The organism is Hafnia sp. HMSC23F03 (assembly GCF_001816025.1).
GTDB lineage: Bacteria > Pseudomonadota > Gammaproteobacteria > Enterobacterales > Enterobacteriaceae > Hafnia > Hafnia paralvei.
The window spans coordinates 1-23,791 of sequence record NZ_KV824210.1; the positions used below are offsets into that span (position 1 = coordinate 1).

At 47.7% G+C, this 23,791-nt stretch carries 23 protein-coding genes, 1 tRNA gene and 1 other annotated feature; of the genes, 9 read left to right on the top strand and 15 right to left on the bottom strand.

The features are described 5' to 3' along the window. Window positions 1-160: 160 nt before the first annotated feature. From clpB to rluD, 3 genes are all read right to left on the bottom strand, one after another. Complete coding sequence (gene clpB, locus HMPREF3091_RS04960; RefSeq protein ID WP_004090559.1) at window positions 161-2,734, bottom strand: ATP-dependent chaperone ClpB; 2,574 nt, start codon at window positions 2,732-2,734, stop codon at window positions 161-163. A gap of 176 nt (window positions 2,735-2,910) precedes the next feature. Beyond that, window positions 2,911-3,645 (bottom strand): purine nucleoside phosphorylase YfiH, encoded by a 735-nt coding sequence (gene yfiH / locus HMPREF3091_RS04965; RefSeq protein WP_070714551.1) that lies wholly within the window; start codon window positions 3,643-3,645, stop codon window positions 2,911-2,913. After that, window positions 3,642-4,622: a 23S rRNA pseudouridine(1911/1915/1917) synthase RluD gene (rluD, locus tag HMPREF3091_RS04970; RefSeq protein ID WP_070714554.1), complete on the bottom strand. Its 981-nt coding sequence runs from the start codon at window positions 4,620-4,622 to the stop codon at window positions 3,642-3,644. The genes yfiH and rluD overlap by 4 nt, the downstream gene beginning before the upstream one ends. A 131-nt stretch (window positions 4,623-4,753) precedes the next feature. Between rluD and bamD the strand changes: the two genes are divergently transcribed. From bamD to pheA, 3 genes are all read left to right on the top strand, one after another. Beyond that, window positions 4,754-5,491, top strand: a complete 738-nt coding sequence (bamD, locus tag HMPREF3091_RS04975; RefSeq protein WP_008815171.1) for an outer membrane protein assembly factor BamD — start codon at window positions 4,754-4,756, stop codon at window positions 5,489-5,491. Between the two features lie 325 nt (window positions 5,492-5,816). Then, window positions 5,817-6,170 carry a ribosome-associated translation inhibitor RaiA gene (gene raiA, locus HMPREF3091_RS04980; protein ID WP_008815170.1) on the top strand — a complete coding sequence of 118 codons (354 nt, stop codon included), beginning with the start codon at window positions 5,817-5,819 and terminating at the stop codon, window positions 6,168-6,170. 116 nt (window positions 6,171-6,286) lie between these two features. Beyond that, window positions 6,287-6,412 (top strand) — a sequence feature (Phe leader region). A 49-nt stretch (window positions 6,413-6,461) separates the two neighbouring features. After that, window positions 6,462-7,613: a bifunctional chorismate mutase/prephenate dehydratase gene (gene pheA / locus HMPREF3091_RS04985; protein ID WP_070714556.1), complete on the top strand. Its 1,152-nt coding sequence runs from the start codon at window positions 6,462-6,464 to the stop codon at window positions 7,611-7,613. Between the two features lie 65 nt (window positions 7,614-7,678). Here pheA and tyrA read toward each other — a convergent pair whose 3' ends face one another. Both tyrA and HMPREF3091_RS04995 read right to left on the bottom strand, forming a co-directional pair. Next, on the bottom strand, window positions 7,679-8,800 hold the full coding sequence (tyrA, locus tag HMPREF3091_RS04990; protein WP_070714561.1) for a bifunctional chorismate mutase/prephenate dehydrogenase: 1,122 nt from the start codon (window positions 8,798-8,800) through the stop codon (window positions 7,679-7,681). A gap of 5 nt (window positions 8,801-8,805) precedes the next feature. Further along, entirely contained in the window at window positions 8,806-9,882 is a 1,077-nt protein-coding gene (locus HMPREF3091_RS04995) for a 3-deoxy-7-phosphoheptulonate synthase (protein WP_070714569.1), read from the bottom strand. A gap of 253 nt (window positions 9,883-10,135) precedes the next feature. Between HMPREF3091_RS04995 and btsR the strand changes: the two genes are divergently transcribed. The 4 genes from btsR to HMPREF3091_RS05015 all read left to right on the top strand — a co-directional run bounded on the left by btsR (window position 10,136) and on the right by HMPREF3091_RS05015 (window position 13,746). Next, entirely contained in the window at window positions 10,136-10,852 is a 717-nt protein-coding gene (gene btsR / locus HMPREF3091_RS05000) for a two-component system response regulator BtsR (protein ID WP_004090604.1), read from the top strand. Window positions 10,853-10,910: 58 nt separating this feature from the next. Then, window positions 10,911-11,264 (top strand): DUF2799 domain-containing protein, encoded by a 354-nt coding sequence (locus tag HMPREF3091_RS05005; RefSeq protein ID WP_070714571.1) that lies wholly within the window; start codon window positions 10,911-10,913, stop codon window positions 11,262-11,264. A 180-nt stretch (window positions 11,265-11,444) separates the two neighbouring features. Further along, on the top strand, window positions 11,445-12,788 hold the full coding sequence (locus HMPREF3091_RS05010) for an anaerobic C4-dicarboxylate transporter (protein ID WP_070714563.1): 1,344 nt from the start codon (window positions 11,445-11,447) through the stop codon (window positions 12,786-12,788). A 193-nt stretch (window positions 12,789-12,981) separates the two neighbouring features. Further along, on the top strand, window positions 12,982-13,746 hold the full coding sequence (locus HMPREF3091_RS05015; RefSeq protein ID WP_035502511.1) for a DUF481 domain-containing protein: 765 nt from the start codon (window positions 12,982-12,984) through the stop codon (window positions 13,744-13,746). Between the two features lie 131 nt (window positions 13,747-13,877). Here HMPREF3091_RS05015 and rplS read toward each other — a convergent pair whose 3' ends face one another. The 5 genes from rplS to ffh form a co-directional block, all read right to left on the bottom strand. Continuing rightward, window positions 13,878-14,234, bottom strand: a complete 357-nt coding sequence (rplS, locus tag HMPREF3091_RS05020; protein ID WP_004090612.1) for a 50S ribosomal protein L19 — start codon at window positions 14,232-14,234, stop codon at window positions 13,878-13,880. A 63-nt stretch (window positions 14,235-14,297) separates the two neighbouring features. Continuing rightward, window positions 14,298-15,065 (bottom strand): tRNA (guanosine(37)-N1)-methyltransferase TrmD, encoded by a 768-nt coding sequence (trmD, locus tag HMPREF3091_RS05025; protein WP_004090614.1) that lies wholly within the window; start codon window positions 15,063-15,065, stop codon window positions 14,298-14,300. 66 nt (window positions 15,066-15,131) lie between these two features. Then, window positions 15,132-15,665: a ribosome maturation factor RimM gene (rimM, locus tag HMPREF3091_RS05030; RefSeq protein ID WP_004090617.1), complete on the bottom strand. Its 534-nt coding sequence runs from the start codon at window positions 15,663-15,665 to the stop codon at window positions 15,132-15,134. An 18-nt stretch (window positions 15,666-15,683) separates the two neighbouring features. Further along, window positions 15,684-15,932, bottom strand: coding sequence for a 30S ribosomal protein S16 (gene rpsP / locus HMPREF3091_RS05035; protein ID WP_008815161.1), 249 nt, complete (start codon window positions 15,930-15,932; stop codon window positions 15,684-15,686). A 170-nt stretch (window positions 15,933-16,102) separates the two neighbouring features. Then, window positions 16,103-17,464 carry a signal recognition particle protein gene (gene ffh, locus HMPREF3091_RS05040; RefSeq protein ID WP_008815160.1) on the bottom strand — a complete coding sequence of 454 codons (1,362 nt, stop codon included), beginning with the start codon at window positions 17,462-17,464 and terminating at the stop codon, window positions 16,103-16,105. A gap of 167 nt (window positions 17,465-17,631) precedes the next feature. On the opposite strand from ffh, the gene HMPREF3091_RS05045 reads away from it, so the two are divergent. Further along, window positions 17,632-18,423, top strand: a complete 792-nt coding sequence (locus tag HMPREF3091_RS05045; RefSeq protein ID WP_004090624.1) for a cytochrome C assembly family protein — start codon at window positions 17,632-17,634, stop codon at window positions 18,421-18,423. A 69-nt stretch (window positions 18,424-18,492) separates the two neighbouring features. Then, complete coding sequence (locus HMPREF3091_RS05050) at window positions 18,493-19,794, top strand: HlyC/CorC family transporter (protein ID WP_008815159.1); 1,302 nt, start codon at window positions 18,493-18,495, stop codon at window positions 19,792-19,794. 66 nt (window positions 19,795-19,860) lie between these two features. On the opposite strand, the gene luxS is transcribed toward HMPREF3091_RS05050, so the two are convergent. The 5 genes from luxS to HMPREF3091_RS05075 form a co-directional block, all read right to left on the bottom strand. After that, window positions 19,861-20,376 (bottom strand): S-ribosylhomocysteine lyase, encoded by a 516-nt coding sequence (gene luxS / locus HMPREF3091_RS05055; RefSeq protein ID WP_004090633.1) that lies wholly within the window; start codon window positions 20,374-20,376, stop codon window positions 19,861-19,863. Window positions 20,377-20,532: 156 nt separating this feature from the next. Then, entirely contained in the window at window positions 20,533-22,104 is a 1,572-nt protein-coding gene (gshA, locus tag HMPREF3091_RS05060) for a glutamate--cysteine ligase (RefSeq protein WP_070714566.1), read from the bottom strand. A 70-nt stretch (window positions 22,105-22,174) separates the two neighbouring features. Beyond that, entirely contained in the window at window positions 22,175-22,603 is a 429-nt protein-coding gene (locus tag HMPREF3091_RS05065) for a YqaA family protein (protein ID WP_070714568.1), read from the bottom strand. Further along, window positions 22,603-23,169 carry a fructose-1-phosphate/6-phosphogluconate phosphatase gene (gene yqaB, locus HMPREF3091_RS05070; RefSeq protein WP_008815156.1) on the bottom strand — a complete coding sequence of 189 codons (567 nt, stop codon included), beginning with the start codon at window positions 23,167-23,169 and terminating at the stop codon, window positions 22,603-22,605. The genes HMPREF3091_RS05065 and yqaB overlap by 1 nt, the downstream gene beginning before the upstream one ends. 433 nt (window positions 23,170-23,602) lie before the next feature. Next, window positions 23,603-23,679: transfer RNA gene (locus HMPREF3091_RS05075), tRNA-Arg, on the bottom strand. Window positions 23,680-23,791 lie beyond the last annotated feature (112 nt).

Below are 23,791 nucleotides of genomic sequence, written 5' to 3' on the forward strand. Positions count from 1 at the left end.
ACCCCTAATTTAAAAAAACTTTTCAACCGCGCAAAATTCACACAAAAAATGATATCAAGCATGATTTTTACGCATGTTTTGCTTTTATATTCACCAATGACAAAAAGGCAGCCTGTTTGGCTGCCTTTTCAATGCGTCCTAACAACGCCTTAACGACCTATTACTGCTTGGCAATAATCTGATCGCCATCCACATCTAGCGTAATCGCTTTGCCCGGTATTAATTTGCCAGACAAAATCTGCTGAGCCAGCGGATTCTCGATTTCTTGCTGGATCGCACGTTTGAGCGGACGCGCACCATAAACCGGATCGAAACCTGCTTTTGAAAGCTGTTCTAATGCAGCATCGGTGATCGTTACGCTGTAGCCTTTCTCTTCCAAACGTTGATACAGACGTTCCAACTGGATACGTGCAATTGCCTTGATATTTTTCTGATCCAGCGGATGGAACACAACGGTTTCATCTATACGGTTAATGAATTCAGGGCGGAAATGGTGTGAGACCACACTCATGACCAACTCTTTCATTTCGCCGTAATCAAGCTGACCGAAACGATCCTGAATCAAATCAGAGCCAAGGTTAGACGTCATGATAACCACTGTGTTGCGGAAATCGACAGTTCTCCCCTGCCCATCGGTCAGTCGTCCATCGTCTAATACCTGCAGCAAGATGTTGAAAACATCTGGATGCGCTTTTTCTACTTCATCTAACAAGATGACAGAATAAGGACGACGGCGTACGGCCTCCGTCAGATATCCACCTTCTTCATAGCCAACATATCCCGGAGGTGCACCCACTAAGCGTGACACCGAGTGTTTTTCCATGAATTCGGACATGTCAATACGAACCATTGCGTCATCGCTATCAAACAGGAAGTTTGCCAGCGCTTTGCACAGTTCAGTTTTACCCACCCCCGTAGGCCCCAAGAACAAGAAAGAACCTATTGGGCGATTTGGGTCTGACAAACCAGCACGGCTACGACGGATCGCATTCGAAACCGCTTCGACAGCTTCGTTCTGACCAATTACGCGTTCATGGAGATCATCTTCCATGCGCAATAATTTTGCACGTTCACTTTCCAACATGCGTGACACAGGGATCCCTGTCCAGCGTGCTAGCACTTCGGCGATTTCTACATCAGTCACTTTGTTGCGCAGCAGCTTCATTGTCTTGCCTTCAGACTGAGTCGCAGCTTCTAGCTGTTTTTCTAAGCCAGGCAACTTACCGTACTGAATTTCAGACATCTTAGCCAAATCACCCACTCGGCGAGCCTGCTCAAGTGAGATTTTCGCCTGCTCGATTTCAGCTTTGATGTTTTGAGTACCGCTCAGAGACGCCTTTTCTGCTTTCCACTCTTCTTCCAGCTCTGAGTATTCCCGCTCTTTATGCTCTAACTCTTCATTGAGCATCTCGAGGCGTTTTTTACTCGCGTCATCAGATTCTTTATTCAGCGCCTGCTGTTCCAGTTTGAGCTGAATAATGCGTCGTTCTAAGCGATCCAGAGATTCAGGCTTAGAATCCATCTGCATACGAATGCTTGATGCTGCTTCGTCAATCAAGTCAATGGCTTTATCCGGCAGTTGACGATCGGCAATATAACGGTGCGATAAGTTTGCCGCCGCAACAATAGCAGGATCAGTAATTTGTACATGGTGGTGCAATTCATAGCGTTCTTTCAAACCACGCAGAATCGCGATGGTATCTTCTACCGTTGGTTCAGCAACAAACACTTTTTGGAAGCGACGCTCAAGCGCAGCATCTTTCTCAATATACTGGCGATACTCGTCCAGCGTGGTAGCACCGACGCAGTGTAATTCGCCGCGGGCCAACGCCGGTTTGAGCATATTACCCGCATCCATTGCGCCATCGCCTTTACCTGCACCCACCATGGTGTGTAATTCGTCGATAAACAGAATGACGCTGCCTTCCTGTTTAGACAAATCATTCAATACGGCTTTCAAGCGTTCTTCAAACTCACCACGGAATTTGGCACCGGCAATTAACGAGCCCATATCCAGAGACAGAACACGCTTGTTCTTTAGACCTTCAGGAACTTCACCGTTAACAATACGCTGTGCCAAACCTTCAACAATTGCGGTTTTACCCACACCAGGCTCACCAATCAGAACAGGGTTGTTTTTGGTACGACGCTGTAATACCTGAATGGTTCGACGGATTTCTTCATCACGGCCAATCACTGGGTCAAGTTTGCCCTGCTCGGCTCGCTCAGTTAAATCAACAGTATATTTTTTCAATGCCTGACGTTGGTCTTCGGCATTTGCATCATCCACTTTCTCGCCTCCACGCATTTGTTCAATGGCGGTACTGACTTTTTGTGTTGTGGCACCCGCTGCTTTTAATATATCGCCGAGGTTTCCTCGGTCTTCCAATGCTGCCAATACAAACAGCTCAGAAGAAATAAAGGTGTCATTACGTTTTTGCGCCAGCTTGTCGCAAAGGTTCAGCACGCGAATTAATTCATTTGATGGCTGAACATCCCCACCAGCGCCCTCTACCTGCGGCAAGCGAGAGATAGCTTGTTCAAGCTCCTGACGCAGGCTTGCGGTATTCACACCAGCAGATGTTAATAAAGGTCGAACCGTGCCCCCTTCCTGATTGAGCAATGCGCTCATCAGATGTACCGGTTCTATAAATTGGTTGTCGCGCCCGAGTGCGAGTGACTGGGCGTCAGCGAGGGCAAGCTGGAACTTACTTGTTAAGCGATCCAGACGCATAATTCCTCCAAGACGTGTCAAAGTTTCTACTGAAGAATAAATAAGGTCTACTCAACACTTTTCAAGGTCAATTAGCACGAAAATGACTACTTTTTGTTATGAGTCAAGTGGCAAACATTAGGTACAGTTTTTGGAAAGAGAGTGTGAATGAAGAAAAAAAGCGTTAAAGAATAACGCTATCGAAACCAAATTAGTGCAGCCATTCGCCCAGTGACTGGCTCTCGGCGATATGAGAAAAAGCGGGACTTATCGCTCACGGTACATAAATCACCGCCAGAAATGTCGAGTACGCCCGCTCGGCGCAAACGCAAACGCGCTAATTGATAAATATCGGCTAGATATTTGTCTCCCCTAGCCACAAAGGCTTGTTCAGCGTCGACATCCTGCAACATGAATGCATCACGCACTTCAGCGCCAACCTCAAACATTTCGGGGCCGATAGCGGGACCGAGCCATGCAACAATATCTTCAGGTGCAGAGCGAAAGCAGGCAAGAGTTTGCTCTAAGACACCTTGGCATAAACCACGCCAACCCGCATGTGCTGCGGCAACTTCTGTTCCCTGCTGATTACAAAATAAAACCGGCAAACAATCCGCCGTCATCACAGTGCAGACTTGCCCCGCCACATCAGTATAGGAAGCATCTGCCTGATTGTCCGTACGATCGCTGTCTGCATTCAGACGTAAAACACGAACGCCGTGTACCTGTTCTAACCAAAAAGGTTCAGATGACGCGCCAGACATTTCAGTCAGTAAGCGACGGTTTTCAGCCACAATCGCCGCATCATCGCCAACATGCGTCCCCAGATTTAGGCCATCGTAAGGGGAAGTGCTAACACCCCCCTTACGGGTGGTGTTAAACGCGACGACATTTTCAGGCGCAGACCATGTGGGAACGATCAACGAACTCATAACCAATCCATTTCGTCTTTGAACTCTTCAGTATCAGCCTGTAAAGCAGCGATTAAATCAACCATATCCTGAGGTAATGGCGCGTGCCATTCCATTTGAATACCGCTGATAGGGTGATACAAACGTAACATTGTTGCGTGCAGAGCCTGACGATCAAAACCACGCAAAATGGTAATGAACTCTTCAGATGCGCCTTTAGGTGGACGAGGACGGCCGCCATATAAAGGATCGCCCACCAGCGGGTGGCTGATATGAGCCATATGCACACGGATCTGGTGAGTACGTCCCGTTTCTAGACGTAAACGTAAACGCGTGTGCGCCCGGAAATGTTCCATAATGCGATAATGCGTTACCGCTGGTTTACCCATCGGGTGCACGGCCATATGTGTACGTTTGGTTGGATGACGAGAAATTGGCTCTTCTACCGTTCCACCTGCCGTCATCGTACCAATCGCCACCGCTTCATATTCACGCGTAATTTCACGCGCTTGTAGCGCCTCAACTAGACGGGTCTGGGCTGGAACGGTTTTCGCAACCACCATTAAACCGGTGGTGTCTTTATCCAATCGATGAACAATACCCGCACGCGGCACGTCAACAATTTCCGGATAGTAATACAGCAACGCATTAAGGATAGTTCCATCAGGATTACCAGCTCCTGGGTGAACAACTAAATCACGCGGCTTATTGATCACCAAAATATCACTATCTTCATAAACGATATCTAATGGAATATTCTGCGGTTCCCAGCGTGCTTCTTCTTCAATTAGCGCATCAATAGCGATTTCTTCGCCACCCAGCACTTTTTCTTTTGGCTTGTTGATAATTTTCCCGTTAACCTTGACACGATCATCAAGGATCCACTCTTTTATACGAGATCGTGAATAATCAGGGAACAATTCGGCCAAAGCCTGATCTAAACGATGACCAAGCTGTGATTCCGTCACCGTTGCGGTTAGTTCTACTTGTTGTGCCATATGGGTTTCTTTCGTTAACGTTGGGTTTTCTCGGCGTTGCCGTTTAAAATAATGTGCTATTGTAGCTGGTCTTTGTCGGGAGCTTAACGGAGAGTCTCCCGGAACAACACAAAAAGGGTAATCAAAACGTCATGACGCGTATGAAATATCTGGTGGCTGCCGCCACGTTGAGCCTGGCGCTGGCAGGTTGCTCCAGTTCCAAAGATGCGGTACCTGATAATCCGCCTTCAGAAATTTATGCTACCGCTCAGCAAAAGTTGCAGGACGGTAACTTTAAAGCCGCAATTACGCAACTGGAAGCGTTAGACAACCGCTATCCGTTCGGGCCTTATTCTCAGCAGGTTCAGTTGGATCTGATCTACGCCTATTACAAATCGGCTGATTTGCCGATGGCACAGGCGTCTATCGACCGCTTCATGCGTTTGAATCCAACACATCCTAATATTGATTATGTCCTGTACATGCGCGGCCTAACTGATATGGCGTTGGATGACAGTGCGCTTCAGGGATTCTTCGGTATTGACCGTTCTGACCGCGATCCGGAGCATGCCCGTCAGGCATTCCGTGATTTTAGTCAGCTGGTTCAGCGCTATCCAAATAGTCAGTACAGCGCAGATGCCACCAAACGCCTCGTCTATCTGAAAGATCGTTTGGCAAAATATGAGCTGTCCGTTGCACAATACTACACTAAACGCGGTGCCTACGTCGCTGTTGTTAACCGTGTAGAAAATATGCTGCGTAACTATCCTGATACTCAGGCAACGCGTGATGCGCTGCCGTTGATGGAAAATGCGTACAAACAGATGAACCTGACCGCTCAGGCCGACAAAGTCGCCAAAATTATTGCTGAGAACCCAGCAAAAGCGTAATAGGCCAAATTTGTTGGATAGTAAAAAGGCAGCCAGTGGCTGCCTTTTTTGTATCTGTTAGATGCGGTTGAAAAAACGAGAGGCCAACCAAGTCATCTTTAGGCCGTAGCAAAGCCGGAGCCTAACCGTTTTCTCTGTCCCGATTTCCCCACTATGCGGGTTCTTCTCGCCTGACTCAAGCCCTAAATCGCTTAGGCTTATCAAAAATCACAAATCGACTTATCTTTGCAAAAAGTGACAAAAATTCGTGATTTTAGTCTCACACTTTGTTGAAAACGGCGTTATTCTAAAATTACCAAGACGGAAAAGACTGAGAGGTATGTATATGACTATTAGTATCACCAGTAAACAAATGGAAATCACCACTGCCATTCGTCAACATGTCGAGGACCGTCTAAGTAAACTGGAAAAATGGCAAACGCATCTGATCAATCCACATATCATTTTGTCTAAAGAGCCAAAACTGTATGTTGCCGATGCCACAATTAATACGCCTAACGGACAGTTGATTGCCAGCGCGAAACATGAAGATATGTACGCCGCCATCAACGAACTGATTGCTAAGCTCGAACGTCAGCTCAATAAGGTACAACACAAAGGTGAAGCACGTCGCGCTAGTGCCAGTGTTAAAGACGCTAACCTAGAAGAGGCCAATTTAGCGGAAGAAGACGTAGAATAAATCCATCATCCAGTGACTTATCGACTAAACGCGCCAGGAGGCGCGTTTTTTGTTGACAGTAGAAAAGTAACACAGGTAAGTTAACGAGAGACTTCCTAACGAATTATGGTGCCAAGCATGACCCAATCTTTGTTTCTCTTCGCATTCTTTTTTACCTTCCCCTGATTGGGAGGCGTTTTTCCGTATAAAGAAAGCATGCGAAGAAAAACAGAAAAGCCTCCCAACTGGGAGGCTTTTTTCATTTTCATCCTATACAACATACAACCAGCTCCAATATAAGAAAGGCTCGATATGACTACAGATAACCCATTATTGGCAATACGTGAGCAGATCAGCACCGTCGATAGCAAATTACTCGCGCTATTGAGCGAACGCCGAGAACTCGCAGCAGAGGTCGCCCGAGCCAAACAAAAAAGCCATCGCCCCATTAGAGATAAAGAGCGTGAGCGTGAGTTACTCAATTCGCTGACAGAACAAGGCAAAGCGCTCAATCTTGATGGCCACTACATCACTCGTCTGTTTCAGCTTATTATCGAAGATTCAGTGTTAACTCAGCAGGCGTTATTGCAGCATCAATACAATCACACCACACAAAAGTCAGCGCGAATTGCTTTTCTTGGTCCAAAAGGCTCCTACTCTCACCTCGCAGCCCGCCAGTATGCAGCTCGTCATTTCGAGCAGTTGATTGAATGTGGATGCCATCGTTTTCAAGATATCTTTAGTCATGTTGAAACTGGTCAGGCGGACTTCGCCGTATTGCCTATTGAAAACACCAGCTCAGGCTCGATAAATGAAGTTTATGATCTGTTGCAACATACTAGTCTATCGATTGTTGGTGAATTAACGATACCGATCGATCACTGTATTCTCGTGGCTGGTGATACACATCTTAGCGATATTCAAACTGTTTATAGCCATCCACAGCCATTCCAACAGTGCAGCCAATTTCTGAATGCGTATCCAAACTGGAAAATTGAGTACTGTGAAAGCACTGCAGCCGCAATGGAGAAAGTTGCTGCGCTTAATTCACCGCACGCCGCAGCGCTCGGTAGCGAAGCAGGCGGCTCATTGTATGGGCTTCAGCCGTTAGAGCAGAATCTGGCAAATCAACAACAAAACATCACTCGTTTCATCGTTCTGGCGCGCAAAGCGATTGAAGTCACCTCTCAGGTTCCAGCCAAAACAACGTTGATTATGGCTACCGGCCAGCAATCAGGTGCGCTGGTTGAGGCGTTGCTGGTATTCCGTGAGCACAGTATCGTCATTACTAAGCTGGAGTCTCGCCCGATCAACGGTAATCCTTGGGAAGAGATGTTTTATCTGGATGTACAGGCCAATATGAACGATGCAGCCATGAAAGCAGCATTGAAGGACCTACAGGCAATTACGCGTTCGCAAAAAATACTGGGATGTTACCCAAGCGAAAACGTGGTTCCGGTATAATTTACGTCTGGATCAAAATAACAAAGCCCGCATCTGCGGGCCTTTTTATTTCAAGTATCAATCACTTATTTACGGCTATCGTTAGCCTGACGCAATAGCGAACGACTTTCGGCTTGGAAGTGCTGAGCATAATCGCCAAACCAGTGCTCTACTTTTTTAAAGCTATCGATAAACGCGGCTTTATCGTGACTCTCCAATAGGGCTATCGCTTCCCCAAACCGCTTATAGTAGCGTTTTATAAGGGCTAGATTGTTTTCCGAAGACATAATGATATCTGCGTATAACTGCGGATCTTGCGCAAATAAACGGCCAACCATCACCAGTTCCAATCGATAAATTGGAGATGACAACGCAAGCAGCTGTTCGAGCTGTACGTTCTCTTCTGCCAAGTGCAAACCATAAGCAAACGTTGCGAAGTGGCGCAGCGCCTGAATAAACGCCATATTCTGATCGTGCTCAACGGCGCTAATACGATGCAGTCTAGCCCCCCAAACCTGCAGCTGTTCTAACAACCATTGATAAGCCTCAGGCTGACGACCATCGCAGTACACGACAACCTGTTTAGCTAAGCTAGCGACATCAGGGCCAAACATCGGATGCAGGCCCAGTACCGGACCTCGGTGTGCAGCTAACATGGCCTGCAGCGGCTTATTTTTTACCGAGGCTAAATCTACGAGTACGCAATCATGAGGGAGCTGCGGGAGACGTTCAATCACCTGTTCCGTTAGATGAATTGGCACACTAACGATAACCATACCCGCATCTGCGCATAACGATTCCGCCTGAGGCCAATCTTCCTGTTCAAGAATGCGAACCTCATAGCCAGAGAGCTGTAATAGCTTCTCAAATAAGCGCCCCATCTGCCCATGCCCACCAACAATGACGACCGGACGCAAGTCCGGCTTCAGGCTTTTAAAACCTTTGTCATTCTCACTGGAGTAAGACTCGCGCATGACTCGGCGCAAAACGTCCTCGATCAGATCCGGCGGTACTCCTAGCAGTTCCGCCTCTTTGCGGCGAGAAGCCAGCATCGACGCTTCACGTTCGGGAACATAAATCGGCAATCCATAGCGACTTTTAACTTCGCCAACTTCAGCCACGAGCTGTAGACGACGCGCCAATAAATCCAGCAACCCCTTATCCACTTCATCGATCTGATCCCGCAATGCGGTGAGTTCCGCCACCATGATACTTATTCTCCTGCGCTACGGCTGCGTAGTGTGGCTCCCAATTTCTGGTGCATATCACGCAGCAGATGATCGGTTGTTCCCCAATCGATACAGGCGTCAGTGACTGAAACACCGTATTTCATTTCGCTGCATGGTTGCTCTGAACTCTGGTTGCCTTCAAAAATGTTACTTTCAAGCATAATACCAATAATAGACTGATTACCTGCACTAATCTGCTCGATAACGGACTCAGCAACCGCAGATTGACGGCGGAAATCCTTATTCGAGTTGGCGTGGCTACAGTCGATCATCAGCGCTGGACGCAAACCCGCTTTTTGCATTTGGGCTTCACATTCAGCCACATGCTCAGCTGAGTAGTTTGGCGTTTTTCCACCACGGAGAATAACGTGACCGTGCGGGTTACCTTGAGTTTGCAACAAGCAAACTTGCCCAGATTGGTTGATGCCGACAAAGCGATGAGCCATTGATGCTGCTTTCATCGCATTAATAGCGGTTCCCAAACTGCCGTCGGTACCATTCTTAAAGCCAACGGGCATTGATAAACCCGAAGCCATTTCACGGTGTGTTTGAGATTCAGTAGTACGTGCACCAATCGCAGACCAGCTAAACAGATCGCCCAAGAACTGTGGAGAGTTCGGATCCAACGCTTCAGTCGCTAACGGCAACCCCATTTCAACCAAGCTCAAAAGAAGTTCGCGAGCTTTAATAAAACCGGTTTCTACATCAAATGAGCCATCCATGTGCGGATCATTGATCAACCCCTTCCAACCCACGGTGGTTCTTGGTTTTTCAAAGTACACACGCATCACGATATATAGCTGGTCACGCAACTCAGCTGAGATAGACTGCAAACGACGGGCATAATCAAGTGCAGCATCAGTATCATGAATAGAGCATGGCCCACAAACAACCAGCAAACGATGATCTTTACCTTCTAGAATATTCGCAATGTCCTGACGTGAGGCGGCAATTTGCTCTTGCAACTGCGTACTCAGTGGGAAGCGGTTTTTCAATTCTTCTGGTGTAATCAGTATTTGTTCGCCGCTAATGTGCACATTATTCAGTGCGTCTTTTTGCATAATCATGATAGTACCTGCCCTTTTTTAGTAATGACGCTCGTGATGGTTTTAATCTTTACTGCTAGCGTGAGTGCGTCTGAGAACCACCATATCATGCCATGTAAACTTTTCAACCCATTAGTGTAAAGAAATAATTACCGTAAACTTTACACTACACTTTTAAACAAAATTTGAGGCGACACGCAGTTTTACTATTACCCTGAAGTGCCCGAGTTTAAGCATGGTAAAATGTGTATTACATCATGGAGGACACATGCTTAAAGTCATCATTGTTGACGACGAACAACCCGCACGAGACGAACTTAACGAACTACTATCGAACAAGCCGGGTATTGATGTGATAGCACAGTGCGGGAACGCGCTGGAAGCCATTCCGGCTATCCACAAATTGCAGCCTGATGTGATCTTTCTTGATATCCAGATGCCAAGGATCAGTGGCCTAGAATTAGTTTCAATGCTTGATCCTGACACCATGCCTTACATCGTTTTTGTCACCGCTTTTGACGAGTATGCTATTCAGGCATTTGAGAAACATGCCTTCGACTACCTACTGAAGCCCATTGATAGCAGTCGGTTAAATAAGACGCTTGAACGCCTACAGAAAGGTGCGATCGTAAAGCAAAACTTACACCCATTCAGCGAACCTCCGCTAAAGCATATTCCGTGTCATGGGTTGAACCGTATTTTTTTACTTAAGCTAGAAGAGGTTGAGTACCTCTCCTCTGAGCTCAGTGGAATCCACGTGGTTGGTATAAACCAAAGTGGTTATACGCAGCTAACGCTGAAAACATTAGAGGAAAAAACACCGTTTGTACGCTGCCATCGCCAATATATGGTTAATGCCGATCAACTGCGTGAGATACAACTGTTAGATAATGGCTCCGCTGAAGTTATCACTCATACGGGGAAAAAGATCCCTGTCAGCCGACGCTATCTAAAAAACTTAAAAGAGCGTTTAGGCATTGCTTAGCAAATGTTCTTTACTATAGATAGGTGGCTATTTAATTCTTAATTTGATGCAAGGTGAAATGATGAATAAATATTTGCTGATATCATGCCTTGTCCTTTCATCCTGTACCCAATATCCCGGCAGAATTGATAAAGGGTCAGTGTGGTTCAACGCCGGTTTTGATGATGCCAGTTCGGGAAAAATAGTACGCGATAACGACGCTCTGACAGAATGGTATGGGAATCCAGAAGTTGACCGTGCAGCCTATCTCGACGGCTATAACCACGGTGCTCACCGCTTATGCCAAGGCTCTGTCATTGAACAATGGGGGGCCCAAGGAAAGCCTTTTCCTGCCAGCTGTGACAGCGCCGTGAACATTGCCGAATTACGCCTTAAATGGCAGCAAGGATTAAACAAAACCTTTCCAAGATAGGGATACATGCTAAAAATCAATATGCATTTTTAAATATGTACCACTATGTTTATTTAGATCAATTTTATTTGAAATTACTTTATATGTTTTTATAAACAGAGATCGCATTCGCAGAACAGCACATAAAGCTCATGGATATTAACCCCTAATACTTTTGGGTTAATATTAAAAAGGGATCTTATGATAACGCTACAGTTTGCGATAATTATACTTTGTTTGTTACTAGGGACGCGTTACGGCGGGATGGGGCTTGGTCTCATTAGTGGGATTGGTCTTTTCTGCCTCACCTTTATTTTCGGCTTAGAGCCGGGGAAACCACCTGTAGAAGTTATTCTTACCATTCTGGCCGTTATCGGCTGTGCCTCTGTGTTACAAACCGCCGGTGGTTTGAACGTCATGATGCAGTTTGCCGAACGCCTGTTGCGTAAACATCCACAGCACATCACTATTTTGGCACCGCTAACCACATGGACACTGACCTTCTTATGTGGCACAGGACACGTGGTTTACACCATGTTCCCCATCATTTCTGATATCGCGCTTAAAAAAGGTATTCGTCCTGAACGCCCAATGGCTGTTGCCTCCGTTGCGTCACAAATGGCAATCACCGCATCACCCGTTTCTGTTGCAGTAGTCTCTCTAGTTTCTATTTTGGGAGCCGCCCATGGAATTGGTCACGCCTATAGCATTCTCGAAATCTTAGCCATCTCTGTTCCCGCCTCGCTGTGTGGCGTTATTGTTGCCGCCCTTTGGAGCCTCCGTCGTGGTAAAGATCTGGATAAAGACCCTGAGTTTCAGGCAAAAATCAGTGATCCTAAGCAGCGTGAATTTATCTATGGAAACAGCGAAACCTTGCTGAATCAGAAATTCTCCAAGCATGCTTACTGGTCTACCTGGATTTTCTTCGCCGCAATTCTGGTGGTTGTACTGCTGGGGGCATTCTCCGATCTGCGTCCGTCTTATGAAATCAAAGGCGTGATGAAACCTCTATCAATGAATCTGGTTATCCAGATGATGATGCTGATCGCAGGTGCCATCATATTGATGGCTTGCAAGGTTAAGCCGGCGGATATCTCCAGCGGCGCAGTTTTCAAAGCCGGTATGGTGGCGATATTCTCAGTCTTCGGTGTTGCATGGATGAGCGATACCTTCTTCCAAGCACATATGCAGGATTTAAAAGTCGTTCTGGAAGACGTGGTTAAATCCCAGCCTTGGACTTACGCTATTGTACTGTTCTTAGTTTCCAAGCTGGTGAATAGCCAAGCAGCGGCATTAACGGCCATTGCCCCGATGGGGTTACAGCTCGGTGTGGATCCTAAAATGCTGATTGCATTCTTCCCTGCGGCCTATGGTTACTTTGTATTACCAACGTATCCAAGCGATTTGGCCTGTATCGGTTTTGATCGCTCGGGCACAACGCGCATCGGCAAATTTATTATCAACCATAGCTTCATCATTCCGGGCTTTATTGGCGTCATCACGTCCTGCATCGTGGGCTACGCGCTCGTCACCTCTTTCATGTGAAAATCTGTTTGCCAGCCAGCGTTTGGTCCCCAAGCGCTGGTTTTTTTATTCACTCAATCGCATATAAATAAAGTGCATAACCTAGTGGCGAAAACATAAAAAATAAGCTAAATGAACCAGTTCTGAGCCTGCAGACGACCCGCTATAATGTGACGCTTGTCAACTTTGGCATTATCTCGTTACTGGAACCATCATGCTTTCTACTCGCGCATACCGCGCAATGCCCCTGTGCCTGTCTATTCTGTCAGCTTTAACTAGCTCAGCAGCCTTCGCCGATACCTCACTATTTACGGCGATGGATGACCCTTCAACTGCGAAGAAAAGCTTCGATGGCAACGTTCAGGCGGGTTACAACTCTCAGTCAGGTAACTCTGAGAGTTCGAATCTGTTAGCGAATACAACGATGACCTGGTTTAACCCTGAAACGGCCTATAGTCTGTGGGGCACCGCGAATAACACCAAATCAGGTGATACTCGCTCATCTGAAAAATACCAAGCGGGTGCTCGCTCACGCTATAACCTTAGCCCTGATAACTACATGTTCGGTCAGGGAAGCTGGATTAATGACCGCTATGCAGGCTATGACTCGCGTTCTACCGGCACCTTAGGCTACGGTCGCCAAATGTTAGCGACGCCGTCACAAAACTTACGTGTCGAATTTGGTCCTGGCGTTCGCCACGATGAATACCACGGCGGTGGGCGTGAGACACAAGCATTAGCCTATGCTGCCGGCAACTATGCCTATCAGCTCACCAAAAACACTCAGTTCACCCAAGGCGTCTCCGTGATGGCCAACGATGACACCACGGTTAACTCAGAGACTGCGCTGAACGTAGGCATCAATGACGACTTCTCTTTGAGACTGTCATATAACATGGTTTACAACACAGAACCGCCAGCCAGTGCGCCGAAGAAGACAGATACATCAACGGCGATTACTCTGCAATATAACCTGTAGAATCAGCTCGTTTAAGCTATAGATAAGCCCGCTAAGTGCGGGTTTTTTTGTAGTTGCCTTACAAAAAAAAGACAAAAAAAGGGGTTAGCATTGAGCTAACCCCTTTAAAACTAATAACGTTTGGATGTTGCTTACGCTTTAGCGCCCAGACGCTCTTTGATACGAGCTGATTTACCGGTACGCTCACGCAGGTAGTACAGTTTAGCTTTACGAACGGCACCACGACGTTTAACAGTAATGCTGTCGATTACTGGTGAATGAGTCTGGAATACACGCTCAACACCTTCGCCGTTAGAAATCTTACGAACAGTGAATGCAGAGTGCAGACCGCGGTTACGGATAGCGATAACCACGCCCTCGAATGCCTGCAGACGTTTTTTAGAACCTTCAACGACCCATACCTTAACTTCCAGAGAATCACCTGGACGGAATGCAGGTACGTCTTGCTTCATCTGCTCTTGTTCGATCTGTTTAATAATGTTGCTCATAATATGTCTCTTACCCTAGGTAAACTGATATATCGGGTCGTTCAGCCTTGTTAAACAAGTCGCTTAAACGTTCCCTTCATGGTCTTGCTGTTCTAGACGATATTCCTTACGGAACTCGGCTAACAGCTTCGCTTGCTCGTCAGTCAGAGCTAGGCTTTCTAGAAGTTCAGGTCTTCTAAGCCAGGTACGGCCCAGCGACTGCTTCAAGCGCCAGCGACGAATCTCTGCATGATTTCCCGACAGTAAAACCGGCGGTACTTCCATACCTTCTAACACTTCAGGGCGGGTAAAGTGCGGGCAATCCAGAAGCCCGTCAGCGAATGAATCTTCCTCTGCTGAAGCTTGATGACCCAGAACTCCCGGAATAAACCGTGAGACAGAATCAATCAGCGTCATGGCAGGAAGCTCACCGCCGCTGAGTACGTAATCGCCGATTGACCATTCTTCATCAATTTCGGTTTGAATCACGCGCTCATCAATACCTTCATACCGACCACAAACTAGAATCAACTTCTCATTTGTTGCCAGTTCGCAAACCCCTTGCTGGTCAAGTTTGCGACCCTGCGGCGAGAGATAGATCACTTTCGCCCCTTCGCCTGCCGCTGCTTTTGCAGCGTGGATAGCTTCCCGTAAAGGTTGCACCATCATCAACATTCCCGGACCACCGCCGTAAGGGCGATCGTCAACGGTACGATGTCGATCGTGCGTGAAATCGCGAGGACTCCAGCACTGCACGCTTAGCAGGCCATTTTTAACAGCCCGGCTAGTTACCCCGTAATCAGTGATTGCGCGGAACATCTCAGGAAACAGGCTAACTATACCGATCCACATAACTCAATCCACATAGCGCCATACCCTTTCAACAACGGATGCTACACGCCTTCCAATAATTGGAGGTCAAAAACCAGGATCCCAATCTACTTCAACAGTGTGAGTAGCGAGATCGACTTTCTTGATTACCTGCCCGTCGAGGAACGGAATCAACCGCTCCTTGATACCGAATGCATCTTTCAGGTTTGCTTTAACGACCATAACGTCGTTAGAACCGGTTTCCATCATATCGATGATCTTGCCCAGTTCATAACCGGCGGTAGTGACTACCTGGCAACCCATAAGGTCTTTCCAGTAATAGTCGCCATCTTCCAGTTCCGGCAACTGCGACTCTTCCACTACGATCTCGCGATTCGTTAGCGCATTTGCCGCATCTCGGTCATCAACACCTTTGATTTTGATAACCAAATCCTGATTGTGGCGCTTCCAGCTTTCTAGCTCGACATGCTGCCACTGACCAGCCTGCTGGATGAACCACGGCTGATATTCAAAAATGCTTTCGGCGTCTTCGGTGGATGAAAACACTCTGAGCCAACCGCGAATACCATAAGAAGAACCCAGTTTCCCGAGCACTACGGGATTAGTAAGTTGTTTGCTCATTGTGACCACCGCAACGGATTAAGCAGCTTTCTTAGCTTCTTTGATCAGCGCAGCAACGCGATCAGAAACAGTAGCGCCTAAACCAACCCAGTGGCTTACGCGATCCAGATCCAGACGCAGAGCTTCTGCCTGACCTGCTGCCAGCGGGTTGAAGAAGCCAACGCGCTCGATGAAACGGCCGTCACGTGCATTACGGCTGTCAGTTACTACTACTTGATAAAACGGACGCTTTTTAGCGCCGCCACGTGCTAAACGAATTGTTACCATAACATCCTCATTAGTTAATAGAACACCAGACCCCATCGAGGAACGGAGTCCGGTGTCTGTTGTTCTTAACGAACATAAAAGCCCGAAAATTTTACTCACTTTGGCGCGAAAAGCAACCGAAAGCGTACTTACGCCTCGGTTGCAGTTGCTAAAACAGGCAAACGGGGGAATTAACGACCAGGGAATCCGGGGGGCATCATACCTTTCATGCCACGCATCATTTTCGACAAGCCGCCTTTCTTCATTTTCTTCATCATACGCTGCATTTCATCAAACTGTTTAAGTAAACGGTTGACGTCCTGCACTTGCATACCAGAACCCTGCGCAATACGACGCTTGCGCGAACCCTTGATAATTTCTGGGTTGGCACGCTCTTTTAACGTCATGGAGCTGATAATTGCTTCCATGCGCACCAAGAGTTTGTCATCCATCTGAGATTTAACATTTTCTGGCAGTTGCCCCATACCTGGCATTTTCGCCAGCATCGAGGTCATACCGCCCATATTACGCATTTGCTTGAGCTGATCCATAAAATCGGTCAGGTCGAAGCCATCCCCTTTCTTCAGCTTCTGTGCCAGCTTTTCAGCTTGTGCACGGTCAACTTTGCTCTCAATATCTTCGATAAGTGATAGAACATCACCCATCCCCAAAATACGAGAAGCAACGCGATCAGGATAGAACGGCTCCAAGGCTTCCGTTTTTTCACCGACACCCAAGAATTTGATTGGCTTGCCAGTGATGTGGCGGATAGACAAAGCCGCACCGCCGCGCGCATCACCGTCGACTTTAGTCAGCACCACACCGGTTAACGGCAATGCTTCATTAAAAGCCTTGGCTGTGTTCGCCGCATCTTGACCGGTCATCGCATCAACGACAAACAGCGTTTCAACCGGATTAATCGCGGCATGAACCTGTTTGATCTCGTCCATCATCGCTTCGTCAACGTGCAATCGACCCGCAGTATCGACGATCAAGACATCATAAAATTTCTGCTTAGCGTGCTGCAATGCACGGCTAACAATCTCGATTGGCTTCTCTTTGACATCGGAAGGGAAGAAATCAATTCCCACGCCCTGAGCCAAGGTTTCTAGCTGTTTGATCGCCGCAGGGCGATAAACGTCAGCGGAAACCACTAACACTTTTTTCTTATGCTTTTCTTTAAGGAACTTACCCAGCTTACCCACGCTGGTAGTTTTACCCGCACCTTGCAAGCCGGCCATCAAGACCACGGCTGGCGGCTGAGCGGCCAAATTCAGCTCGGTGTTCACCTCACCCATCGCGTTCGTCAGCTCGTTTTTAACGATTTTGACGAATTCTTGCCCTGGGGTCAGACTTTTGTTCACTTCGTGCCCAACGGCACTTTCTTTAACACGATTAATGAAGTCACGAACTACCGGCAGCGCGACGTCGGCTTCCAGTAATGCCATGCGAACTTCACGCAGCGTGTCTTTGATATTTTCTTCGGTCAGCCGCCCGCGGCCGCTGATGTTGCGCAATGAGCGCGACAATCGATCGCTTAAATTTTCAAACATTGTTTCTGCTCAACGTTAAGACTGGCCGTCAAGGCGACGACGTAGATGACGGCGAGTATAACACGAAGATGCCACCTTTCTCCTCCTTGCTGCGCGGATTGGTTGGAGCGTGACGCAGCTAACGCTATACTGGCCACATAATTCACCTAGCTAATGCCAAATTCACCATGCCTGCATTTGCCATATTGGCCATGATTGCCTACTTACTCAGCCTCGGATTGATCATTCCGAGTCTGGTACAAAATAACCGGGCCTACCGCCGTCTGGCGCTTTTGTTCGCCGGAATTGCGCTCATCAGCCACGCCGTTGCACTTCAGGCGCGTATTTTTGATGTCAGCACAGGCCAAAATCTCAGCCTATTGAACATCGGCTCGATCGTCAGCCTTATGATCTGTTTTGTGATGACAGTCGTCGCCTCACGAGACCGCGGCTGGTTTTTACTGCCGATCGTCTACAGCTTTGCCCTGATAAATTTGGGACTCGCCAGCTTCGTCCCCGGCGAGTTCATCACCCATTTGGAAACTACGCCGTCGCTGATGCTCCATATTGGTTTGGCGCTATTCTCCTACGCCACACTGATTATTGCCGCGCTTTATGCACTGCAGTTAGCGTTGTTGGACTACTTGCTGAAAAATAAAAAACTGACGTTCACCGCCGATATGCCTCCGCTAATGAGCATCGAACGTAAAATGTTTCATATTACTCAGGTTGGTGTCGTTCTACTGACGCTAACGCTGTGTACTGGCATGTTGTATATGGACAATCTATTCAGCAAAGAAAACGTGCACAAAGCCGTACTTTCGATTCTGGCTTGGTTTGTCTATGTTTTATTGTTGTGGGGACACTTCCGTGAAGGCTGGCGTGGCCGCCGCGTCGTATGGTTCAGCCTGCTTGGCGCATTTTTACTGACGATGGCCTATTTTGGCAGCCGTCTGCTACAAGAAGTCATGGTAAGCTAACTCCCCTCTCCTTTCGCTCGCTCCGCACAGTGCGGGGCGAACCGTTCAATTGTTATAAGGAACACCTCCTTGGAGCACGTCTCTACGGGTACACTCATTACTATTCTGGTCATTATGGTCATCGTCTCAGCCTATTTCTCTGCCTCAGAAACGGGGATGATGACACTCAACCGCTACCGTCTCCGCCATCTCTCTAAGCAGGGATTACGTTCCGCTCGTCGTGTAGAAAAACTGCTGAAGCATCCTGACCGCCTGATTAGCCTAGTGCTAATTGGTAATAACCTCGTCAATATCTTGGCTTCAGCACTGGCCACCGTGGTAGGTATCCGCTTATATGGCGATGCAGGCGTAGCCATCGCGACCGGTGTGCTCACCTTTATTGTTTTGGTATTTGCCGAAGTACTGCCAAAAACATTTGCTGCGCTTTACCCTGAGAGAGTTGCCTTCCCTAGCAGTGTGCTACTGCTGCCGCTACAAAAAATCATGATGCCGCTAGTATGGCTGCTCAATGGCATCACACGCATTTTGCTACGACTCTGTGGAATTCGCTCTACCGCACACCCTAGCGACGCGGTTAGCAAAGATGAGCTACGTTCCATCGTAAATGAATCAAACTCCCAGATATCGCGTCGTAATCAGGACATGTTGATATCGGTACTCGATCTCGAAAAAGTGACCGTAGATGACATCATGGTGCCGCGTAATGAAATTGTCGGCATTGATATCAACGATGACTGGAAATCCATCCTGCGCCAGCTCACCCACTCACCACACGGGCGTATTGTTCTTTATCGTGGTTCTTTGGATGACTCCATTGGTATGCTGCGCGTGCGAGAAGCCTATCGATTAATGATCGAGAAAAAAGAGTTCAATAAAGAAAATCTGCTACGCGCGGCCGATGAGATTTATTACATCCCCGAAAGCACTCATCTCAGCGTCCAGCTCCTCAAGTTTCAGCGCAACAAAGAAAAAATGGGGATCGTGGTTGACGAATATGGCGATATCAAAGGATTAGTTTCGGTAGAAGATATTCTGGAAGAGATCGTCGGTGATTTCACGACCTCCATGTCACCTTCGCTCGCCGAAGAAGTCATGCCGCAAAGCGATGGATCCGTATTGGTTGATGGCACTGCAAATATTCGCGAACTTAATAAAGCCTTTAACTGGACGCTACCCGCCGATGGCCCACGAACCATGAACGGCATGCTGCTTGAAGAGCTGGAAGATATTCCGCTGCCGGGCGCCCACGTCAACATTGGCCCCTATCATATTCAAATCCTCGATGTGCAGGACAATATGATCAAACAGGTGCGAGTTTCTTCCGTGAAGCGCAAGAAAGCAGACGAAGAGAGCGAACGCTATAGTTCGTGAGAAAATCAAACGGAAAAAAGGCGCTAAACGCGCCTTTTTCGTATCAAATACCGAGAGAAAACAATACTAGATATGCAATTCAGCCAATTTTTCTTTTGGCAGAGCCAGATCGTCGTTGTGGTTAACCCCAACGCCTTTCTCTAAGATATGACGAGCAATATCATGTGCCTCTTGCAACGAGTGCATAGAGAAAGTACCGCACTGGTATTCGTTCAGTTCAGGGATCTTACGCTGATCGGTGACTTTCAACACGTCTTCCATTGCCGCTTTCCAAGCATCCGCAACGCGAGATTCTTCAGGCGTACCAATCAGGCTCATGTAAAAACCAGTGCGACAGCCCATTGGCGAAATGTCGATGATCTCAACGCCGTTACCGTTCAGATGATCGCGCATGAAGCCTGCAAACAGGTGCTCCAGAGTATGGATACCACGCTCAGGTAGGATCTCTTGGTTCGGATGACAGAAACGTAAATCGAAAACCGTGATGTTATCGCCGTGCGGAGTTTTCATGTTCTTTGCAACACGCACCGCAGGTGCCGCCATACGCGTATGGTCTACAGTAAAGCTATCCAGTAGTGGCATTTCGTCACCTCCTCATAAAAAAATGATTTTTTTTTCGGTTTTATGAAACCTTTTCTAACTCAGCGAGTCTGAATATATGAAAGACGCGCATTTGTTATCATCATCCCTGCTACAGAGATGCTATTTTGGCCACAGGTATTGTGGCCTTTTTCTTTTCTAGCGCCCAGCGTGAAGATGCAGATACTCTTCAAACCCCATCGCACCCGGCATCGAATCCTGAGCTTCCATCTGAGCCTGACGTTTAATCGACTCTTCTACCTGCTGATGAAGCTGTGCTTCGCTCAAGACTTCCAAAGGCTGTGAACTGAGCTCCTGACGATAACGCTCCGACAGTTCTCGGCCAAATCCACCAACGCCTTTTTCCATCATCTGCTCCAGTACCTGAGCAGAATATGTCAACGATGCGTCATCAAAACCGGCTACCAGCTTAGTGCAAACTTGCTGATATTGCTTATTCCCATTAATGCTATCTAATACTTCTGCGACGCGCTGCAAATCAGCAAAGAGCTCTTTGCCAACTTTTGCCAGCGGCTGGCGCTGATCATTACAACCGATACCGATCGTTTGTCCCGGCTTACGTCCTTCAAGGATCACGCGGTTCCAGTTTTTACGAGTACACAGTAGCTCATCGCTGCTCATCTCAGGCGCATCAGCCAGCACACACCAGATCAGGAAAAGATCCAAGAAACGGGACTGATCGGCATTCACCCCTATCGCGGTAAACGGATTGATATCTAATGAGCGCACTTCAATATATTCGATCCCACCGCGCAGTAACGCATCAGATGGCGATTCATCGCCTTTGGTGACGCGTTTAGGTCTAATCGGCGCATACAGCTCATTTTCGATCTGCAATACATTCGCATTCAGTTGACGATAGTGACCATCCACTTTTACACCAAGCTTAGCAAACTCAGCAGACGGAGTGTGGATTGCCTTTTTCAGTGCCGTGACATAATCCGGCAGATTATTAAAGGTAATCCCTAAATCGTTTTGTGATTTATTGGTATAACCCAAATCACTCAGACGCAACGAGGTTGCATAAGGCAAATACAGCATATGCCCGTTCTGTTCGAATGGGATATTGGTTTCACGACCGTTCAAAAATGAAGAACAGATGGCCGGCGAAGCCCCAAATAAATAAGGAATCACCCAACCAAAGCGATAATAGTTACGGATTAAGCGGAAATAGCCTGCAGATATCTGCTCTTTGCCGCTTTCAGCATCTTCTACGCCCGCCCACTCGCGCCAGAACTCTATCGGCAGAGAGAAATTGTAATGCACGCCAGAGATCGTCTGCATCAGCGCACCGTAACGGTTTTTCAAACCTTCACGATACAGGGTCTTAAATTGACCGACGTTAGAGGTACCGTACTGCGCTAGCACGATATCTTCTTCCTTGCTGATAAAGCACGGCATACTCATTGGCCACATGCGTTCTGACCCCAGATTTCGCGCAACATAGCGATGAATATCGGTGAGGAAGGAAAGCATGTGATCGATGCTGGCATCCACCGGAGTAATAAACTCCAGCAAAGACTCGGCAAAGTCAGTGGTAATCCATGGGTGAGTGAGCGCCTTACCCAACGCTTCTGGATGACCAGAGGCGGCCAATTGGCCCTCTGGGGTTACGCGGAGCGTTTCACGCTCAATACCGCGTCGAATTCCGTTAAGGGCATCTGGATGTGATTCCAGCCAAGTCAGGGCTTTAGATACGTCCGGGATCAAGTCGACCTCCCGCTAATCAAATAATAACTGCCAGCATTTATGTTCTGCCGCTGAGCGTTTCCGCCTTCGCTTATGACCACCATGACATACCTTGCAACGTCAGCCATGCCAACGCAACATAACGTACCGCTTTCCCAATACTGAGATAAAACGCTACAGGTACCCACGGCATTCGCAGCCAACCTGCTAACACACAGAGTAAATCACCAATGATAGGCACCCAACTGAGCAGCAAGGTCACCGCGCCATAGCGCTGTAACCAGCGTAGCGACAGCTGTAACCCCCGCTGCGACTTCACGTCCGGCAGCAGACGACCAATGATGACATTTGTTAATCCGCCCAGAATATTGCCAACAATCGCTGTCAGCACTAACCACCACGGAGAAACCTGCCCAGCTAATAGCAAGGCAGTTAAAACAATTTCTGAATTTCCTGGCAATAGCGTCGCACTCGTAAAGCTACTGGCAAACATCGCGCCCAATGTCAGGAGAGAATTCATTACAGCTTGCGCACATCCACCCACGCCATATTTGCGCGTTGGGCAGCCTGAATACCAAAATCGGCATCTTCAAACACGACACAGTCTTTCGGCGCAACGCCAATCAGCTCAGCGCAACGTAAAAAAGTATCCGGTTCAGGCTTATGCCGAGTCACATCATCGGCGCCAACAATAGCCTGAAAACAGTCATGCAGCCCTAAATGGCGCAATAAGGCATCCGCCATCCGATGCTCACTACCGGTACCCACCGCCATCGGTTTTTTACCTTTATAGGCCAGCACAACGTCAATCAGCGGAAGCGGCTTCACGCTATCCAACAACATGCTTTCTACCGCGGCAGTTTTCAATGCTGCAAGATGATGAGGATCCATATCCGCTTGATTGTTCTCGATAATTATCTGGGCAATACGCCAGGTAGGAGACCCATTCAGCGCTACCATCGCATTTTCATCGTAGGTCATCCCATATTGACCAAGAACCTGCCGCCAAGCCCGACGGTGCGTCGGCTCCGTGTCGAGCAGAGTGCCATCCATATCAAAAATCAGTCCTTGAAAGCGATCGTACATTGATTGCCACTCCGTAACGATGGTGAATATATGGAAAGTTACTTTAACGCAAAGCTATTACGTTGTCGCTCTGAGAGTTTCAAGGTGAATTAATTGAAAAGCCAACGAATATAAGGAAAAAACAGGAAGAAAAGGGCATACAGAACAGATTTCGGATAAAAAAAAACCCCGTCAATGACGAGGTCTTAAGATGACATATCTGGGAGGTTATTCGGCGCAAGCGCCTCACTCTCTTAGTGTCATCAGTTTCTCTCACCGTCATGCAAAAAAGCATAACCCGTCAAAGAAACCAAATATGGTGCACCCAGGAAGATGACTCGACGCTAGCGTCTCGCCCTACGGGCCGTTGCTAAAGCAACGTTATCTTCCCTTGTGCTACCAGCAACACTTAACCACTATGCAATTCTGCATTCGCGATAAGCATTGTGAAATATGGTGCACCCAGGAAGATTCGAACTTCCGACCGCTCGGTTCGTAGCCGAGTACTCTATCCAGCTGAGCTATGGGTGCATAGGATACTACTGATATCGTGACACTGAGAAATCATCGCATCACAACAAAACAGGGTTCACTCGGGAAGATGACTCAACGCTAGCGTCTCGCCCTACGGGCCGTTGCTAAA

What these genes read in the sequence shown, in the direction of transcription:
- luxS (WP_004090633.1), bottom strand. Translation starts at nt 20,376, where the DNA reads ATGCCACTACTGGATAGCTTTACTGTAGACCATACGCGTATGGCGGCA.
- clpB (WP_004090559.1), bottom strand. Translation starts at nt 2,734, where the DNA reads ATGCGTCTGGATCGCTTAACAAGTAAGTTCCAGCTTGCCCTCGCTGAC.
- bamD (WP_008815171.1), top strand. Translation starts at nt 4,754, where the DNA reads ATGACGCGTATGAAATATCTGGTGGCTGCCGCCACGTTGAGCCTGGCG.
- pheA (WP_070714556.1), top strand. Translation starts at nt 6,462, where the DNA reads ATGACTACAGATAACCCATTATTGGCAATACGTGAGCAGATCAGCACC.
- HMPREF3091_RS05065 (WP_070714568.1), bottom strand. Translation starts at nt 22,603, where the DNA reads ATGAATTCTCTCCTGACATTGGGCGCGATGTTTGCCAGTAGCTTTACG.
- tyrA (WP_070714561.1), bottom strand. Translation starts at nt 8,800, where the DNA reads ATGGTGGCGGAACTCACCGCATTGCGGGATCAGATCGATGAAGTGGAT.
- btsR (WP_004090604.1), top strand. Translation starts at nt 10,136, where the DNA reads ATGCTTAAAGTCATCATTGTTGACGACGAACAACCCGCACGAGACGAA.
- HMPREF3091_RS05015 (WP_035502511.1), top strand. Translation starts at nt 12,982, where the DNA reads ATGCTTTCTACTCGCGCATACCGCGCAATGCCCCTGTGCCTGTCTATT.
- yqaB (WP_008815156.1), bottom strand. Translation starts at nt 23,169, where the DNA reads ATGTACGATCGCTTTCAAGGACTGATTTTTGATATGGATGGCACTCTG.
- HMPREF3091_RS05005 (WP_070714571.1), top strand. Translation starts at nt 10,911, where the DNA reads ATGATGAATAAATATTTGCTGATATCATGCCTTGTCCTTTCATCCTGT.
- rplS (WP_004090612.1), bottom strand. Translation starts at nt 14,234, where the DNA reads ATGAGCAACATTATTAAACAGATCGAACAAGAGCAGATGAAGCAAGAC.
- HMPREF3091_RS04995 (WP_070714569.1), bottom strand. Translation starts at nt 9,882, where the DNA reads ATGCAAAAAGACGCACTGAATAATGTGCACATTAGCGGCGAACAAATA.
- ffh (WP_008815160.1), bottom strand. Translation starts at nt 17,464, where the DNA reads ATGTTTGAAAATTTAAGCGATCGATTGTCGCGCTCATTGCGCAACATC.
- rluD (WP_070714554.1), bottom strand. Translation starts at nt 4,622, where the DNA reads ATGGCACAACAAGTAGAACTAACCGCAACGGTGACGGAATCACAGCTT.
- rpsP (WP_008815161.1), bottom strand. Translation starts at nt 15,932, where the DNA reads ATGGTAACAATTCGTTTAGCACGTGGCGGCGCTAAAAAGCGTCCGTTT.
- yfiH (WP_070714551.1), bottom strand. Translation starts at nt 3,645, where the DNA reads ATGAGTTCGTTGATCGTTCCCACATGGTCTGCGCCTGAAAATGTCGTC.
- rimM (WP_004090617.1), bottom strand. Translation starts at nt 15,665, where the DNA reads ATGAGCAAACAACTTACTAATCCCGTAGTGCTCGGGAAACTGGGTTCT.
- raiA (WP_008815170.1), top strand. Translation starts at nt 5,817, where the DNA reads ATGACTATTAGTATCACCAGTAAACAAATGGAAATCACCACTGCCATT.
- HMPREF3091_RS05010 (WP_070714563.1), top strand. Translation starts at nt 11,445, where the DNA reads ATGATAACGCTACAGTTTGCGATAATTATACTTTGTTTGTTACTAGGG.
- HMPREF3091_RS05045 (WP_004090624.1), top strand. Translation starts at nt 17,632, where the DNA reads ATGCCTGCATTTGCCATATTGGCCATGATTGCCTACTTACTCAGCCTC.
- trmD (WP_004090614.1), bottom strand. Translation starts at nt 15,065, where the DNA reads ATGTGGATCGGTATAGTTAGCCTGTTTCCTGAGATGTTCCGCGCAATC.